14 protein-coding genes are annotated in these 14,330 nt (G+C 60.7%); 6 read left to right on the plus strand and 8 right to left on the minus strand.

The genetic code is table 11. The features are described from left to right. Positions 1-92: 92 nt before the first annotated feature. From JL2886_RS06325 to JL2886_RS06335, 3 genes are all read right to left on the minus strand, one after another. The gene (locus JL2886_RS06325; protein WP_065273567.1) at positions 93-758 is read right to left on the minus strand and encodes a phosphoribosyltransferase; all 666 of its coding nucleotides are present in this window, start codon (positions 756-758) and stop codon (positions 93-95) included. A gap of 102 nt (positions 759-860) precedes the next feature. After that, positions 861-1,778, minus strand: coding sequence for a CobW family GTP-binding protein (locus JL2886_RS06330; RefSeq protein WP_065271234.1), 918 nt, complete (start codon positions 1,776-1,778; stop codon positions 861-863). A 6-nt stretch (positions 1,779-1,784) separates the two neighbouring features. Continuing rightward, on the minus strand, positions 1,785-3,413 hold the full coding sequence (locus tag JL2886_RS06335) for an amidohydrolase (RefSeq protein WP_065271235.1): 1,629 nt from the start codon (positions 3,411-3,413) through the stop codon (positions 1,785-1,787). Between the two features lie 97 nt (positions 3,414-3,510). Between JL2886_RS06335 and JL2886_RS06340 the strand changes: the two genes are divergently transcribed. The 6 genes from JL2886_RS06340 to JL2886_RS06365 all read left to right on the plus strand — a co-directional run bounded on the left by JL2886_RS06340 (position 3,511) and on the right by JL2886_RS06365 (position 10,024). Beyond that, entirely contained in the window at positions 3,511-4,470 is a 960-nt protein-coding gene (locus JL2886_RS06340) for a LysR family transcriptional regulator (RefSeq protein ID WP_065271236.1), read from the plus strand. 97 nt (positions 4,471-4,567) lie between these two features. Continuing rightward, on the plus strand, positions 4,568-6,124 hold the full coding sequence (locus JL2886_RS06345; protein ID WP_065271237.1) for an ABC transporter substrate-binding protein: 1,557 nt from the start codon (positions 4,568-4,570) through the stop codon (positions 6,122-6,124). A gap of 84 nt (positions 6,125-6,208) precedes the next feature. Then, positions 6,209-7,186, plus strand: coding sequence for an ABC transporter permease (locus JL2886_RS06350; protein WP_065271238.1), 978 nt, complete (start codon positions 6,209-6,211; stop codon positions 7,184-7,186). Positions 7,187-7,245: 59 nt separating this feature from the next. Beyond that, the gene (locus JL2886_RS06355; RefSeq protein ID WP_279305880.1) at positions 7,246-8,076 is read left to right on the plus strand and encodes an ABC transporter permease; all 831 of its coding nucleotides are present in this window, start codon (positions 7,246-7,248) and stop codon (positions 8,074-8,076) included. Beyond that, positions 8,073-9,053 carry an ABC transporter ATP-binding protein gene (locus JL2886_RS06360; RefSeq protein WP_065271240.1) on the plus strand — a complete coding sequence of 327 codons (981 nt, stop codon included), beginning with the start codon at positions 8,073-8,075 and terminating at the stop codon, positions 9,051-9,053. The genes JL2886_RS06355 and JL2886_RS06360 overlap by 4 nt, the downstream gene beginning before the upstream one ends. Beyond that, positions 9,050-10,024, plus strand: a complete 975-nt coding sequence (locus JL2886_RS06365; RefSeq protein ID WP_065271241.1) for an ABC transporter ATP-binding protein — start codon at positions 9,050-9,052, stop codon at positions 10,022-10,024. The genes JL2886_RS06360 and JL2886_RS06365 overlap by 4 nt, the downstream gene beginning before the upstream one ends. A 39-nt stretch (positions 10,025-10,063) precedes the next feature. Here JL2886_RS06365 and JL2886_RS06370 read toward each other — a convergent pair whose 3' ends face one another. The 5 genes from JL2886_RS06370 to JL2886_RS06390 all read right to left on the minus strand — a co-directional run bounded on the left by JL2886_RS06370 (position 10,064) and on the right by JL2886_RS06390 (position 14,284). After that, positions 10,064-11,986: an FAD-binding monooxygenase gene (locus tag JL2886_RS06370; protein ID WP_065271242.1), complete on the minus strand. Its 1,923-nt coding sequence runs from the start codon at positions 11,984-11,986 to the stop codon at positions 10,064-10,066. A gap of 192 nt (positions 11,987-12,178) precedes the next feature. Then, a complete protein-coding gene (locus tag JL2886_RS06375) occupies positions 12,179-12,625 on the minus strand; it encodes a molybdenum cofactor biosynthesis protein MoaE (protein ID WP_065271243.1) in 447 nt (148 codons plus the stop codon). A gap of 3 nt (positions 12,626-12,628) precedes the next feature. Next, positions 12,629-12,874, minus strand: a complete 246-nt coding sequence (gene moaD, locus JL2886_RS06380; protein ID WP_065271244.1) for a molybdopterin converting factor subunit 1 — start codon at positions 12,872-12,874, stop codon at positions 12,629-12,631. Continuing rightward, positions 12,874-13,545, minus strand: coding sequence for a CDP-diacylglycerol--glycerol-3-phosphate 3-phosphatidyltransferase (gene pgsA, locus JL2886_RS06385; RefSeq protein WP_065271245.1), 672 nt, complete (start codon positions 13,543-13,545; stop codon positions 12,874-12,876). Before pgsA ends, moaD begins: the two co-directional genes overlap by 1 nt. Before the next feature lie 127 nt (positions 13,546-13,672). Beyond that, positions 13,673-14,284, minus strand: a complete 612-nt coding sequence (locus JL2886_RS06390; RefSeq protein ID WP_065271246.1) for a DUF922 domain-containing protein — start codon at positions 14,282-14,284, stop codon at positions 13,673-13,675. Positions 14,285-14,330 lie beyond the last annotated feature (46 nt).

Raw genomic sequence — 14,330 nt, forward strand, 5'->3', positions numbered from 1 at the left:
ACCCCGCCAGTGCCCAGACACAAGCCTTGGGTGAAAGCGCGGGCAGACACGATCCTTGAAGGGACCACCGGACGCGTTGCCTTAGCCCTATCTCAGGGCGTTTCTGCGGAGGTTGCCTTGGCCGCCGCATCCAGAAGGCGGACGACCTCTCCATCCGAGGTCTGCGAAAAATCGCTGTAGAAGCGCCCAATTGAACCGAAAGGAAAAGGCATTTTCAGACAGATCAGCTCATCCACTTCGTCGCGCAAACTCTCGGCGACATCGCGCGGCGCCACCGGCACCGCCAGCACCAGCCGCGCCGGTTTGCGCGCACGCACGGCCCGCAGCGAAGCCCGGACCGTGGCCCCGGTGGCGATGCCATCATCCACGACAATCGCCGTCCGCCCCCTAAGCGGCACCTGCTTGCGCCCTTTCAGATAGACGTCCCGGCGGCGCCTGATTTCCTCCAACCGGGGCTGTGACATCCGTTTGATATCCGCCGCCGCAAGGCCAAAGGATCTGGCGATTTCCCGGTTTGTGACAATCTTTGGCTCCGAGCCGTTCACCACTGCCGCCACAGCGAGTTCGGGTTGCTCAGGAGCGCCGATCTTGCGGACCATGATCAGATCCATCGGGGCATTCAGCGCGCGCGCAACTTCGGCCGCGACTGGAACGCCGCCGCGCGGCAGCGCAAGGATCACCGGGTCTTGATACCCTTTGCCAGACAGTTCGGCCGCAAGGGCCTGCCCCGCATCTGTTCGATCTTTGAAAAGCGTCATTGCAGCCGCCTCCTGTCGCATGCCCGTATCCACATTCGGTTCATAGCCAGCGAATGCGGATACAGGAATACTAGGGGCGGGCTGCGCTGTCCTTGATCGACCTCAATCCGCCTTGGCAGGTGCCACAGAGAGCTGCTCTGCCCCCTGCCACCATACCTCACAGTCCTGCACCGTGACCTGAGCGGAGAGGCCGATCCCGACCAGATGCGTGTCACCGGGCACGTCAGCCGGAGTAATGCTAACGTCCTGCCCAACCACCTGAATAAGCCAGCCCCGCCCCGGCCTGCCACGCACGAACCCCTTGATCCGGAACAAGCCGGGTGGGCGGGTCTCAACGATCAGGGCGAGTTCCTCCCGGCTGAGAACGATATCCGCGCTGTAATGCCAATGCATGTAATCCGGGTGTGGCCGTGTCCTCCGCTGCGGCTTGCTGCCAGGGTCCGGCTGCAACAGCAGCAGTTCGGCCACATGGTCTGCATCGCTCAGCAGAACCGGGGCCGACCGGCTGTCGGCGGCCAACCCAAGGGCCACCGCCGAAGGAATTTCGTCCACCTTGCTGACCAGCACCAGATCAGCGCAGGCCACCTGATCGCGGATCTGCGGGCCGATCAACGTATCGCTGGAAAGGCTCTGATAGCTGCCCGCATCGACCACGGTCACGATGCCGCCAAAACGCATCTCTGGCTCTGCCACGGCGGCATTGGCAATCTTTTGCGGATCAGCAATGCCGCTGGCCTCGACGATCAGGTGATCCGGGCGCGGATCGCGGTCGAGCACATCGGCAATCGCCATGAAAAGGTCCGCCCCCATGGTGCAGCAGACGCAGCCATTGGTCAGGGTCAGCGTATCCTCATCGGCGCTGTGCAGAAGTTCGGCATCGATATTGATGGCGCCGAAATCATTGACCAGAACCATCAGACGCTGGCCATGCGGTGCCGATAGAAGGCGGTTGATCAGCGTGGTCTTGCCCGCTCCGAGGTACCCCCCGATCACGGTCATTGGCAGGCGGCTGTCAATCATGGCGGGTCACAGCAGATGCACCTGACCGCCCGACACTGTGCCCAGAACCGGCACGTCCTTCAGCGCCACCGGGTCCACCGCGGTCGGGTCCTCCCCCAGCACTGCGAAATCGGCTTTCTTACCAGTCTCGATACTGCCGATCTCATCATCAAGGCGCAGAGTATAGGCCGCGCCAAGGGTGATCGCATGCAGGGCCTCTTCCACCGTGATCTGTTGCGCCGCGCCCAGGGTCCGGCCGCTCATGGTCTGGCGATTGACGGCGCACCATGCGGTGAACAGCGGCGCCAGCGGCGTTACCGGGGCATCGGAATGGATCGTCATATGCACACCTGCGTCCAGCGCGCTCCGGCAAGAATCCATCCGCAGGGCGCGATCCTCGCCAATGGTTGCCTCTGCGTGCTGATCCCCGAAGTACCAGATATGATTGGCAAAGATATTGGTGCAGATCCCCAGTTCCGCACAGCGTTCGAACTGATCACGCCCCATCATCTGGCAATGCTGCAGCACGTGGCGATGCCCCTGCCCCGGCGCCCGGCGCAGAGCCGCCTCGATGGCATCAATGGCGACCTCAGAAGCTTCGTCACCGTTGACGTGGATATGCATCTGCACGCCTTCACGCTGCATCACTTCGCACAGGGCGTAGATCTGATCGGGTGCAGTGTTCCAGATGCCATTGGGCTGTCCGCCCACATAGCCGGGCCATTTCACCCGCGCGGTCCAGCCCTGGATCGAACCATCGGTCATCAGCTTGACCGCCCCGAGGCGCAGCTTGTCGGTGGAGCGGGCGCGCAGATCCTTGGCCCGGGCGGCGATCTGTTCGGGCGTTGCCCCCATTGCACCCTGCGCAGGCACGATGCGGACCGGGAAATCCGGTGCGCCCGTCACCTCGAGCATGACATCCAGATCGCTGTCTTCCATGGTAGAGAAGAGATCTGCGATGGTGGTGACGCCCGCGCGTTTGGCGACCTCGCCATAGGTCCGGATCGATGGCGCCTGCTGGGCCAGGCTGCGGAAATCGATGCCAAGCCGACGCATCACCGGGAACATTGCTGCCATTTCCTGCAACTCGCCGGTCGGGCTGCCGTCAGGATCCTTTAGAACCCCTTCGGCATTTGTTTCCCGGCTGTATCCCGCCAGCTCCAGCGCCTTCGAGTTCACGCACATCAGGTGGAAATTGGAATAGATGATGGCAATCGGGCGGGTGGTGCTGATTTCATCCAGATGGTGCCGATTCAGCCGCTCGGTGGGCAGGAAAATCGGATCAAATCCCCAGCCGATCAGTGGCACGTCCTCACCCAGAGATCCGGCGTACTCCGTGAGGCCGAAAATCACCTCGCCAATGTCCGTCATGCCCGACCACATACGCCCGTCGGGGTCGATCCGGTCGTGATATCCGGCATAGGCATAGTTCCACATCGCCCCAGCCATCATATGAGCATGACCTTCGACAAAACCGGGCATCAGCACCGCATGACTGAGGCTGTCATCGCGTTCGACAGCGCCCCATTGCTGCGCGCAATCGGCATCGCCAACAGCCAGAATTTTACCGTCCTGCACCGCGACATGGGTCGCTACCGGAGTGTTCGGATCCTGAGTGATGATTTTTTTTGCTTTGAAAACAGTGATTTTTGACATGGAGCACCTTTGGGTTCCCCTTTGGGATATCCAAGCTTTGAACATTGGAAAAATGTAATTACTGTCGAGGTAACCCGCAAAAAATGCAGGAATTGATATGCGTTTCACGCTCAAACAACTTCGCTACTTCGATGCGGCGCTGCGGACCGGCTCCATCGCACGGGCCGCTGTCGAGATGAATATTTCGCAATCCTCGATCACCGCAGCCATCGACATGATCGAGCAAACGACGGGCACTGAACTCTTGCGGCGGCTGCCCGCGCGCGGGATCGTACCAACCAGCAGCGGGCTGGCCGTAGGCGAGCGGGTTCAGGAGTTTCTTGAACAATCCAGGATTTTTGAATCGGATCTGATGTCCCTGACCGGTGATCTGGCAGGGACCCTGCGAATGGGTTGTTATGCCCCGACCGCACCTTATGTGCTGCCGCCGATCCTGAAGCGGATTTCCGAAGACTACCCGTCGATCAGTATCGAGCTGAAAGAGGGCGACATGCAGTCGATTGCCGATCTGCTGAGTTCCGGCGCCATTGATGTGGCGCTGACCTACCGGCGCACCACGCCGGAGGCGCAGCCTTTCATTCCGATGTTCCGGGCCACACCGATTGCACTGATCCCCGACGAGTCACCCTTGGCCCAAAAGCCGGAGGTCGATCTTCAGGATCTGGCGGAACTGCCGATGATCCTTCTGGACCTACCGGGGACACGTGCCTATTTTTGCAGCCTTTTCGAAGCCCGTGGCTTGCGCCCGAATATTGCGCATACCACCAAAAGCTCGTCTGTCCTGCGGGGGCTTGTTGCAGCGAACTTTGGCTATGCGCTGATGAATATCTGCGGCCCTAACGACCGCGTCGGACAAAGCGGCTATGTCGCCCGCCCGATCAAGGGCGATCTGGAATCACCACAATATGGAGTGGCTTACACGCCTGCGTCACAAAAATCTGCCATCGTGAAATCGGTTCTGGCCTCCTGCCGCGAGGTGGCGGAGCGCGGGGATTTTGATGATTTACTGTTTTCTAACCCGCAGGAAACACCCTCCTCTGTTCACATCTTCCGCTAAAAAATGAGACTTTCACCCCTGCAAAAGACTGTTTTCTGAGACGAGTGAGCGAGACTAGCCTGATTGAAACAGCAAAAAAACGATCAGGGAGATCCAGATGAAACTCATGTCACGCCTCTTGGGCGCGGCCGCATTTGCCGCACTATCCTCTACCGCCCTGCCCGCATTTGCCGACGGTGGCACGCTGGTCATCGCCTCCAGTCAGGTGCCGCGACACCTGAACGGCGCGGTGCAATCGGGCATCGCAACCGCCGTGCCGTCGACGCAGATTTTTGCCTCGCCCATCCGTTATGACGAAAACTGGGAGCCGCAGCCCTATCTGGCGAAAAGTTGGGAAACCTCCGAGGACGGCCTGACCGTCACGCTGAACCTGGTCGACAATGCCACCTTTCACGACGGAGAGCCGATCACCTCGGAAGATGTGGCCTATTCCATCCTGACCACAAAGGAAAACCACCCTTTTAAATCCATGTTCGCACCGGTCGAAAGCATCGACACGCCAGATGCGCATACGGTTGTGATCAACCTCAGCAATCCGCACCCGGCGCTGCTGCTGGCGCTGTCGCCCGCGCTGGCTCCAGTCCTGCCCAAGCACGTGTTCGACGATGGGCAGGACATCAAATCCCACCCGATGAATTCCAAACCTGTCGGGTCCGGCCCCTTCATGCTGGAGGAATTCAAGGCAGGCGAGGCCATCGTTCTGAAGAAGAACCCAAATTTCTTCCTCGACGGGCGCCCCAAGCTGGATGAGATCATCGTCCGCATCATCAAGGATCCCTCGGCGCTGCTGATCGCGATGGAAAACGGCGAAGCGGATATGTACCCCTTCATGGCCGGCAGCCAGGAAATCCGCCGCCTTGAAAAAGCCGACCATCTGGGTGTCACCGCCGAAGGCTATGCTGCGGTTGGTCCGCTCAACTGGCTGGCCTTCAACACCGCCTCGCCCAAGCTGAGCGACGTGCGGGTGCGTCAGGCGATTGCCTATGCGGTGGATCGCGACTTCATCACCAAGGCGTTGCACAGGGGCGTTTCCACGCCGCAACGGGGTCCGATCATCGAAAGCTCGCCCTTCTTTGACGAGAGCATCCCCGCCTATGATGCCGATCTGGACAAGGCAAAGGCCCTGATGGCCGAAGCCGGGTTTGCTGACGGGATGGAACTGACCATTGATTTCATCCCCGGCCCCAAAGAACAGCAGCAGTCGATTGCCGAATACATGAAATCGCAGCTGAAAAAGATCGGCATTGCCGTCACCGTGCGCGCCGCGCCGGATTTCCCGACCTGGGCCGGCCGGGTTGGCGGCCATGACTTCGAACTGACGATGGATATCGTGTTCAACTGGGGCGACCCGGTGATCGGGGTGCACCGTACCTATCTCAGCGACAACATCCGCCAAGGCGTGATCTGGTCCAACACCCAGCAATACGCCAATGCAAAGGTCGATGAACTGCTGAACGCCGCCGCCATCGAAAGCGATCCGGCCAAGCGCAAAGAGCTTTATGCAGAGTTCCAGCAGATCGTCGCAAACGACCTGCCGGTCTACTGGATCAACGCGCTGCCCTATCACACGGCATATGACAAGAAACTGATGAACGTTCCTACTGGCATCTGGGGCACCATGCACCCGATGGACATGGTCTCCTGGGGCGAATGAGCCCGGGCCTGATCGGCTGAACCGGCGGGCGCCGACAAACAGAATACTGGCGCCCGCCCTCTTTCTTTCTGCCGGGGACATGTAATGAATGCTTCGTTTTTGATACGCCGGATTGGCTATGGGCTGGTCCTGATGCTGGGTGTGGTGGTCCTGAACTTCCTGCTGATCCGCCTGGCGCCGGGTGATCCGGCAGTGGTGATTGCCGGGGAAATGGGCGGCGCCACCGAAGAGATGCTGGAAAGCATCCGCGAAGAATACGGGCTGAACAAGCCGCTGATCACGCAGCTGGGCATCTATGTCGGCAACGTGGTGACAGGCGACCTTGGCGAAAGTTTCTTCTTCAATCAGCCTGTTGCCACCCTGATCGCCCAGCGCATCCTGCCGACCATCCTGTTGGTAGTCACGGCTCAGGTCCTGTCGATCATCATCGGGGTTTTCCTGGGGGTGATCGCAGCCCGCAAGCCCAATGGCGTGATGAGCGCCTTCGTCTCGGTCTTTGCCACCATCGGATATGCGGTACCGGTGTTCTGGACCGGCATCATGCTGATCATCCTCTTTGCCAGCGTTTTGCCGATCTTCCCTGTCGAAGGTATGCAATCGGTCAAGCTGCGCGATGCGGGGATCTTTGTGCAGGCGCTGGACGTGCTGCATCACCTCGCCCTTCCGGCCTTTACGCTCGCCATCATCTATCTGGCGCAATACGCCCGGCTGTCGCGTGCCTCGATGCTTGAGGTGCTGGGATCCGATTACATTCGCACCGCCAAGGCCAAGGGCGCCTCGCAGCGCTCGATCCTGTTCAAACATGCGCTGCGCAACGCGGCCCTGCCGATCCTGACGGTGGCCGGCCTGCAATTCGGCAACCTGATCTCGGGCGCGCTGCTGGTGGAGACCGTGTTCAACTGGCCCGGCATGGGGCGGCTGGCCTTCGATTCCATCCTGCGCCGCGATTACCCAACCATCATGGGGGTCCTGTTCTTTGCCAGCGCCATGGTGGTGATCGCCAATATCCTGACGGACATGAGCTACCGACTGGCCGATCCGCGACTGAGGGGGAAAAGCTGATGTCCGATAACACCGCAACCGACACGTCTGCGGCCTAGCATCAGGCCCAAAGCCCGGCACTGGAAGCCTGGCGGATGTTCCGCCGCAACATTCCGGCCTTGTTCGGGGTGGTGCTGCTGACCCTAATCATCGGCGCGACGCTATACGGCACCTTCTTTTACAGCGGCGATCCCTTCGACATCGTCTGGGCTCCGCATGAACCGCCCGGAGTGACGCCCGAGTTTCCCCTTGGCACCGACTATCTGGGCCGGGACATCATTGCGGGCATGCTGACCGGGGGCGGGCCGACCCTGGCGGTCGGGGCGGTTGCGGCTGCGATCACCATGGTGATCGGCATCGCGATGGGCGCCTTGGCCGGGTACTATGGCGGCTGGGTCGACAACCTCTTGATGCGCGTCACCGAGTTCTTTCAAGTGCTGCCTGCCCTTTTGTTTGCCATGGTGCTGGTAACGCTGCTGTCGCCCACCCTGTTCACCATCGCCTTTGCCATTGGAGTGGTTAGCTGGCCGCAGACCGCGCGCCTGACACGGGCCGAGTTCCTGAAGATCAAGAACCTTGAGTACGTCACCGCCGCCCGTGCGATCGGCGCCCGGGACAAACGCATCATCTGGACCGTGATCCTGCCCAATGCCCTGCCGCCGCTGATCGTCTCAGCCACGCTGACTGTGGGGGTCGCGATCCTGTTCGAAGCAGGGCTGAGCTTCCTTGGACTTGGCGATCCAAATGTCATGAGCTGGGGCCTGATGATCGGCGCCAACCGCGAATACATTCTGGACGCCTGGTGGCCGGTCACTTTCCCGGGGCTTGCGATCTTCTTTACCGTCTTTGCCGTCAGCCTGATCGGAGACGGGCTCAACGATGCCTTCAATCCAAAGCTGAGGGAACGATGAACCACCTTCTCGAAATCGAAGACCTGCGCGTCACCTTCAACACCCGCTATGGCGAAGTCACCGCGCTGGACAGCATTTCGATGCATGTCAGCGCCGGTGAAACCCTGGGCGTGGTGGGCGAAAGCGGCTGCGGCAAATCCATCACCGCCCTGTCGGTCATGGGGCTGATCCCAACCCCGCCCGGCCGCATCGCCGGTGGCGCGATCCGCCTCAATGGCGAGGATCTGACCCGTGCCTCTGAATCCCGGATGCGCGCAATGCGCGGCTCGGAAATGGCGATGATCTTTCAGGAGCCGATGACCTCGCTCAACCCGGTGTTCACTGTCGGGGATCAGATTGCCGAGGCCATCATGCTGCACCAGAACGTCAGTCGCGATCAGGCCCTGCGGGATGCGGTGGCGCTGCTGGACCGGGTCGGTATCCCGTCGCCCGATGCACGGGCGCGGGATTATCCGCACCAGCTGTCTGGCGGCATGCGCCAGCGGGTGATGATCGCCATGGCCGTAAGCTGCCGCCCAAAAGTGCTGATCGCGGATGAGCCGACAACCGCGCTGGATGTGACGGTGCAGGCGCAGATCTTTGACCTGCTTAACGAAATCCAGCGCGATTTCGGCTCCGCCATCATCCTGATCACCCACGACATGGGCGCAATCAGTGAAATGGCGGACCGGGTGGCGGTCATGTACGCCGGGCGGGTCATCGAGGAAGCCAGCGCCGACGATGTGCTGGACTATCCGCAACACCCCTATGCGCGCGGGCTGATCTCCTGCATCCCGGCCCTTGGCAAAGGCGATATGCCGGAGACCTTGGCGGAAATCCCCGGCGTGGTGCCGCCGCTGCATTTGCTGGGGGCGGGCTGCGCCTTTGCTGATCGCTGCGCCCATCGCACCGATCGCTGCACCCGTGAAAAGCCGCTTCTGGCCACCCATGGCCACCATCCCGCGGCCTGCCACGCGGTCGAGGAGAACCGGATATGACAACGCTTCTGGATGTACGGGATCTGAAGGTCCGCTTTGCCCTGCCGAAACCTTCGCTCTTTGCACCGCAACCCTTTCTGGAGGCGGTGCGGGGCGTGTCCTTCACGCTGGAGCGGGGCCGTGCCCTTGGCATTGTCGGCGAAAGCGGGTCAGGCAAGACCACCGCGGCCATGTCGACAATCCGGCTGGTGCCTGCGGCTGGAGGCGAGATTCTGTTCGACGGTGAAGACCTGCTGCAACTGGATGACGAGGCGATGCGCGCCCGTAGGCGTGATATCCAACTGATCTTTCAGGATCCCTATTCCTCGCTCAACCCGCGGGCACGGGTGGTGGATATCGTGCGCGAGCCGATGGACCTGATGAATATCGGCGATGCCGACAGCCGTCTGGCCCGGGTCAAGGAGCTGTTCGAACTGGTGGGCCTGCGCCCTGATCAGTTGAACCTATTCCCGCACCAGTTTTCGGGCGGGCAGCGGCAGCGGATTTCCATTGCACGGGCGCTGACCACCAATCCCCGGCTGCTGGTCTGTGACGAACCTGTCAGCGCCCTCGACGTCGCCATTCAGGCCCAGATACTGAACCTGCTGGCGCGGCTGAAACGGGAACTTGGTCTGTCCTACCTGTTCATCAGCCACGATCTGGGCGTGGTCCGGCACCTCTGCGATGATGTGGCTGTGATGTATCTGGGCCAGATCGTGGAGCAAGCCAGCCGGGAGGAGCTGTTCGACACTCCGAAACATCCCTACACGCAGGCCCTGCTGGCGGCGGCGCCCTCTCTGGCGCGGCGCAAGTCCAAAGGCTATGTGCGACCGCTGAAACTCTCCGGCGATCCGCCCAGCCCGATCAATCCGCCAAAAGGCTGCGCCTTTGTGGACCGCTGCCCGCTGGCGCAGGATCTGTGCCGACAGGAGCAACCTGTCCTGAAACCCAATGGGGCCAGCCAGGTCGCCTGCCATTTCGCATCCGAATAAAGCCCGCAGCCCCGTTGCGGGGCTGAGGAATGCTCTTTCCTATCCCGCAGCCGGGATCATGAAGCCATCAAAGAACTGGCTGAGCGCCTCATGGGCATCCAGTGGCAGAACCTGGGCCACGTGCTGATCCGGACGCACCAGCACCATGCAGCCCTGGCTCCGATCAATACCGCGCATGTCAAAGATATCCTGCCCCGATTTCAGATCCGGGCAGAAGACCTTCTCGTAATCGCGCAACCCGTAGCGTCCCTTCAAAGGCCGCAACAGTGACGGCATGTCCCCCGGCGTCAGGCTGCGGTGCTCCTGCTGCAGCACCGCGCGCACATCCAGAACGGAATCGATATCTGCCCCCTTTGCCGTGTAGCGCCGCAAAGGTGAGGCGGCATCGCCTTCCAGATACTGACACAGCGCATGCAAAGCGCCGCCTTCCTGCCCCCGATCATCGGTCGCGGCAAAGGCGAAGAGACGCCAGCGCCCATCGGCCCGCACCACATGGCCCAGCTGCAAGGGACGCGCATCCGCCAGCCGGATCACCGGCGCCGAATGGAACCGCATGCCCAGAGGAAACCCGCTGGCCAGTGCCTGATGGGTGTCCGCTCCGGTCAGAACCGAGGGCGCGTATTGGATCGCCGTGCCGGCAGTGAACCGCCCGTGCTGCACGAAATATTTCTGGAACTCCTCGGGATCGACCCCGCCCTCAGCATCGCCGGTCTTGGGCTTGGCGCTGAACATACGGGCGAATTCGCGGTCGAAATCAATCAGCATCTTTGCCACCCCCTGCCGTTCGGCAGAATAGCTTTGCAGGATTTCGGGCACCGCCTGCTTGCGCAGGACAGCGGCCAGTTTCCAGCCCAGATTGAACCCGTCGCGCATGGAGACGTTCATGCCCTGCCCCGCCTTGGGACTGTGCGTGTGGCAGGCATCCCCGGCAATGAAGACGCGCGGCAGCTGACTGTCGATGTTTTCGGCCGGAACGTCGTCGAACTTGTCGCACAGCCGCTGACCGATCTCATAGACCGACCACCATGCGGTTTCCTTCACCTCCAGCGTATAGGGATGCAGGATCCGCTGCGCCGCCGCGACCAGTTTGTCGAGGGTGATATTACGGCTGGCAACCCGCTCATCCTCTTTCAGCTTGTCCAACTCGATATAGAGCCGAACCATGTAGCCGCCCTCGCGCGGGATCACCAGAAGGTTGCCCTCTTCCGCCGAATGCACGGTAGCCTTCATGCGGATATCGGGAAAGTCGGTGACGGCAAGAACATCCATCACACCCCAGGCCTGATTGGCAGAATCGCCAGTCAGCTTGCGCCCGATCGCCTCGCGCACCCGGCTGCGCGCGCCATCGCAGCCCACCACGTATTTTGCCCGCAGCTCATGGGTTTCTCCCTCATGGCCGGGTTCCGTGCTCTCCAGCGTTACGGTCACCGGATACTCCGCATCTCCGGTCACCGTCAGATTCTTGATTCGCTGGTTGTACCAGGGCGCCATCGCCGTCGGCGCATTGGCCATAGTCTCCAGAAAGAAATCATGCACCCGCGCCTGATTGAGGATCACATGGGGGAATTCGGACAGCCCATCCTCGGTATCCTGAATGCGGCCACTGCGGGTGATGCTGCCGGGGTTTTCTGCATCCGGACGCCAGAACGAGGTTTCATTGACCCAGTAGGATTCCTTCAAAACCTTCTCGCTGAAGCCAAACGCCTCGAACATCTCCATCGAGCGGCAGGCAATCCCATCCGCCTGCCCCACCTGAATGGGGCCGGCGCGTTGTTCGACGATCCCGGTGCGGATGTCCGAAAACGCAGCCAGCTGGCTGGCAAGCACCAGCCCCGTGGGGCCGGTACCGACAATCAGAACATCCAGCGTGTCAGGCAGTGGCGCCGTATCCCCCCCGTTTTGGGTAAGGTCCGTGTGCACCGCGGGGTCGCCCGGGCGAAATCCGTTCAGGTGATATTGCATGCGCTTTCCTCCACGATCTCGGCACTTGATAAGTCCACTTACATTTTAGGGAGACTGTGTGTCAATTATTATATGTATACTTACTTTAATTCGTGAAACATGTCGAAATCCCAAGTATACACAGCAGAAAGCGCCCCGCCGGGGTCCCCCAACGGGCCGGATGCAGGCTCTAAATGTCCTTGAAGTGACGGATTACCAGCGCTTCAGCGCGTCTTCATCGGCGTCCTTGGCAGCGACCCATTCGGCCTCGCCATCCCGCAGGACCTCTTTCTTCCAAAACGGAGCCCGGGACTTCAGGTAATCCATCAGGAACTCGGCCGCCTCAAAGGCGTCCTTGCGGTGGCGAGCGGCGGTTGCGACCATCATGATACGCTCTCCGGGTTCCAGCCGCCCATAGCGGTGGATCACCAACGCATCCGCAAGATCCCAGCGCGTCATCGCCTCGGAGGCGATTTTTTCCAGCGCCTTCTGCGTCATGCCGGGATAATGCTCAATCTCCATCGCGGCCATGTCGCCGGTGTCTGCATCGCGCACGACGCCAGTGAATGTCACCACAGCCCCGGCCCCGGCCACTGCATCGGCAAAAGCTTCGGTGACCGACCCAAGATCAAAAGACGCTTCCTGCACCAGAACGCGCATCGCTTAGCCCCCCGTCATCGGCGGGAAAAAGGCTACTTCCCGAACACCCTCAAGCGGGGCATCAAAATCGGAAAGCTCCTGATCCAGCGCCACCCGCAGGGCCGAGATATCGGCAAAGGCCGCCGCATAGCGCGGCTCCCGTGCGCGCAATTCCTCGACCAGATCCGACACGGTTGCCGCCGTGGTTTCAACGCGCTCGCGCGGCAGGCCGATCCGTTCACGCACCCAGGCAAAATACAAGACATCCATCAGCGCGTCTCCTTCAGAAATGGCAGGGCCTTTTTCAGATAGTCGGCCCCGGTGATCAGGGTCAGCGCCGCTGCAATCCACAGCAGCCACAGCCCGATGCGGCCGGTCCAGACCATGCCTTCGAATTTCCATCTGAGGCCGGTTACATCTTCGACCTCTCCTGCAAGGATCTGCCCCAGCAGCTCATCATCCATCCCGAAGGAGGACATGACCAGATAGTGCTCGAACACCCCTTGGCAAAACAGGGTGGCGATGGCCGTCATCTGGGCCGTCGTCTTCCACTTGGCCAGTTTGGTGACCTTCAGCGTGCCAGCCGTATCCCCCAGGTATTCCCGCAGGCCAGAGACGAAAACCTCACGAAACAGGATGACCGTCGCGGGCAGCACCAGCCAAGGCGCCCAATGCTCGGCTGCATAGCCAACAAGGATCATCAGCGCGATCACCACCATCGCCTTGTCCGCAATCGGATCCAGCATCGCGCCGATCTTGGTCTCCTGCTTCCAGGCACGAGCCAGATAGCCGTCGAACCAATCGGTCACCGCTGCGCCGACAAACAGCAACAGCGCAAACCAATCCGCCAGCGGACGGCTGAAGTAGAGAAACATGATGGCAAGACCGGGTGCAGCCAGCAGCCGCACGATGGTCAGGATATTGGGCAAGGTCCACGTCATGGACGCACATTATCCGGCTGTTTCACAAGTGGAAAGCAGGCTTAATCAAATTTTGACGTGGTCCGGCAAAGACCGGCCGCGACCAATTGTGTCGCTGCAGATCCGCTGCGCCGGGAATGTGGTCCGATCACCCAACCGAGGTATCCAAAAGTGCGCCCTTCTTTTCACCGTGATGACTGGAATGATCGAACTTCCGGTGCACCTCGTTCAGGCGATTGCGGTCGTCAAAGATGTGGATGTTGATGACCCGCATCAGGTCTTCCTGAGCAAGCTTGAGGGCTTCCGCCTCGGTTTCGGCCAGCCCGGTGCCTTTGAGCTTGTCCAGTTCCTTGGCGATTTTCTCGCATTCCTTCTTGGCCTTGATCAGATGTTCCCCCTCATGCGCGAGGCAACAGGCATAAAAACGGTACCATTCGATCAGTGCCCGCGGTGACAGGCCGCTGACCGAGCGTTTCGGACATCGCACCGTGGTGTGCAGGATCAGCTTCAGCGTAGAAACCTTGGTCGTGACCTCGAACCAGCCGGTCTTATTGTCGATCTTTGCCTTGCCATCCGCCACATATTTGCCCTTGGCAGTCAGGCACTCCAGCTCCGTGGTGGTCAGAAAGGTAACCTTCTTGTTGTCGTTCGGGTCCTTGGGCCCCTTGCTCTTGATGCTTTTAGCAATGTCCGGCAGCGTCTTTCCGGACACAGAATAAGTGTCGTAGGCGACGGGCTTTACGGTCAGGGAAACAGCCATGGCTCCTCCGGGCGGCTAGGGACGCGCGCCCAGAATAGCATGTTTC

The sequence above is a fragment of the Phaeobacter gallaeciensis genome, from assembly GCF_001678945.1.
GTDB classification, from domain to species: Bacteria; Pseudomonadota; Alphaproteobacteria; order Rhodobacterales; family Rhodobacteraceae; genus Phycobacter; species Phycobacter gallaeciensis_A.

What these genes read in the sequence shown, in the direction of transcription:
- JL2886_RS06325 (WP_065273567.1), bottom strand. Translation starts at nt 758, where the DNA reads ATGACGCTTTTCAAAGATCGAACAGATGCGGGGCAGGCCCTTGCGGCC.
- JL2886_RS06330 (WP_065271234.1), bottom strand. Translation starts at nt 1,778, where the DNA reads ATGATTGACAGCCGCCTGCCAATGACCGTGATCGGGGGGTACCTCGGA.
- JL2886_RS06335 (WP_065271235.1), bottom strand. Translation starts at nt 3,413, where the DNA reads ATGTCAAAAATCACTGTTTTCAAAGCAAAAAAAATCATCACTCAGGAT.
- JL2886_RS06340 (WP_065271236.1), top strand. Translation starts at nt 3,511, where the DNA reads ATGCGTTTCACGCTCAAACAACTTCGCTACTTCGATGCGGCGCTGCGG.
- JL2886_RS06345 (WP_065271237.1), top strand. Translation starts at nt 4,568, where the DNA reads ATGAAACTCATGTCACGCCTCTTGGGCGCGGCCGCATTTGCCGCACTA.
- JL2886_RS06350 (WP_065271238.1), top strand. Translation starts at nt 6,209, where the DNA reads ATGAATGCTTCGTTTTTGATACGCCGGATTGGCTATGGGCTGGTCCTG.
- JL2886_RS06360 (WP_065271240.1), top strand. Translation starts at nt 8,073, where the DNA reads ATGAACCACCTTCTCGAAATCGAAGACCTGCGCGTCACCTTCAACACC.
- JL2886_RS06365 (WP_065271241.1), top strand. Translation starts at nt 9,050, where the DNA reads ATGACAACGCTTCTGGATGTACGGGATCTGAAGGTCCGCTTTGCCCTG.
- JL2886_RS06370 (WP_065271242.1), bottom strand. Translation starts at nt 11,986, where the DNA reads ATGCAATATCACCTGAACGGATTTCGCCCGGGCGACCCCGCGGTGCAC.
- JL2886_RS06375 (WP_065271243.1), bottom strand. Translation starts at nt 12,625, where the DNA reads ATGCGCGTTCTGGTGCAGGAAGCGTCTTTTGATCTTGGGTCGGTCACC.
- moaD (WP_065271244.1), bottom strand. Translation starts at nt 12,874, where the DNA reads ATGGATGTCTTGTATTTTGCCTGGGTGCGTGAACGGATCGGCCTGCCG.
- pgsA (WP_065271245.1), bottom strand. Translation starts at nt 13,545, where the DNA reads ATGACGTGGACCTTGCCCAATATCCTGACCATCGTGCGGCTGCTGGCT.
- JL2886_RS06390 (WP_065271246.1), bottom strand. Translation starts at nt 14,284, where the DNA reads ATGGCTGTTTCCCTGACCGTAAAGCCCGTCGCCTACGACACTTATTCT.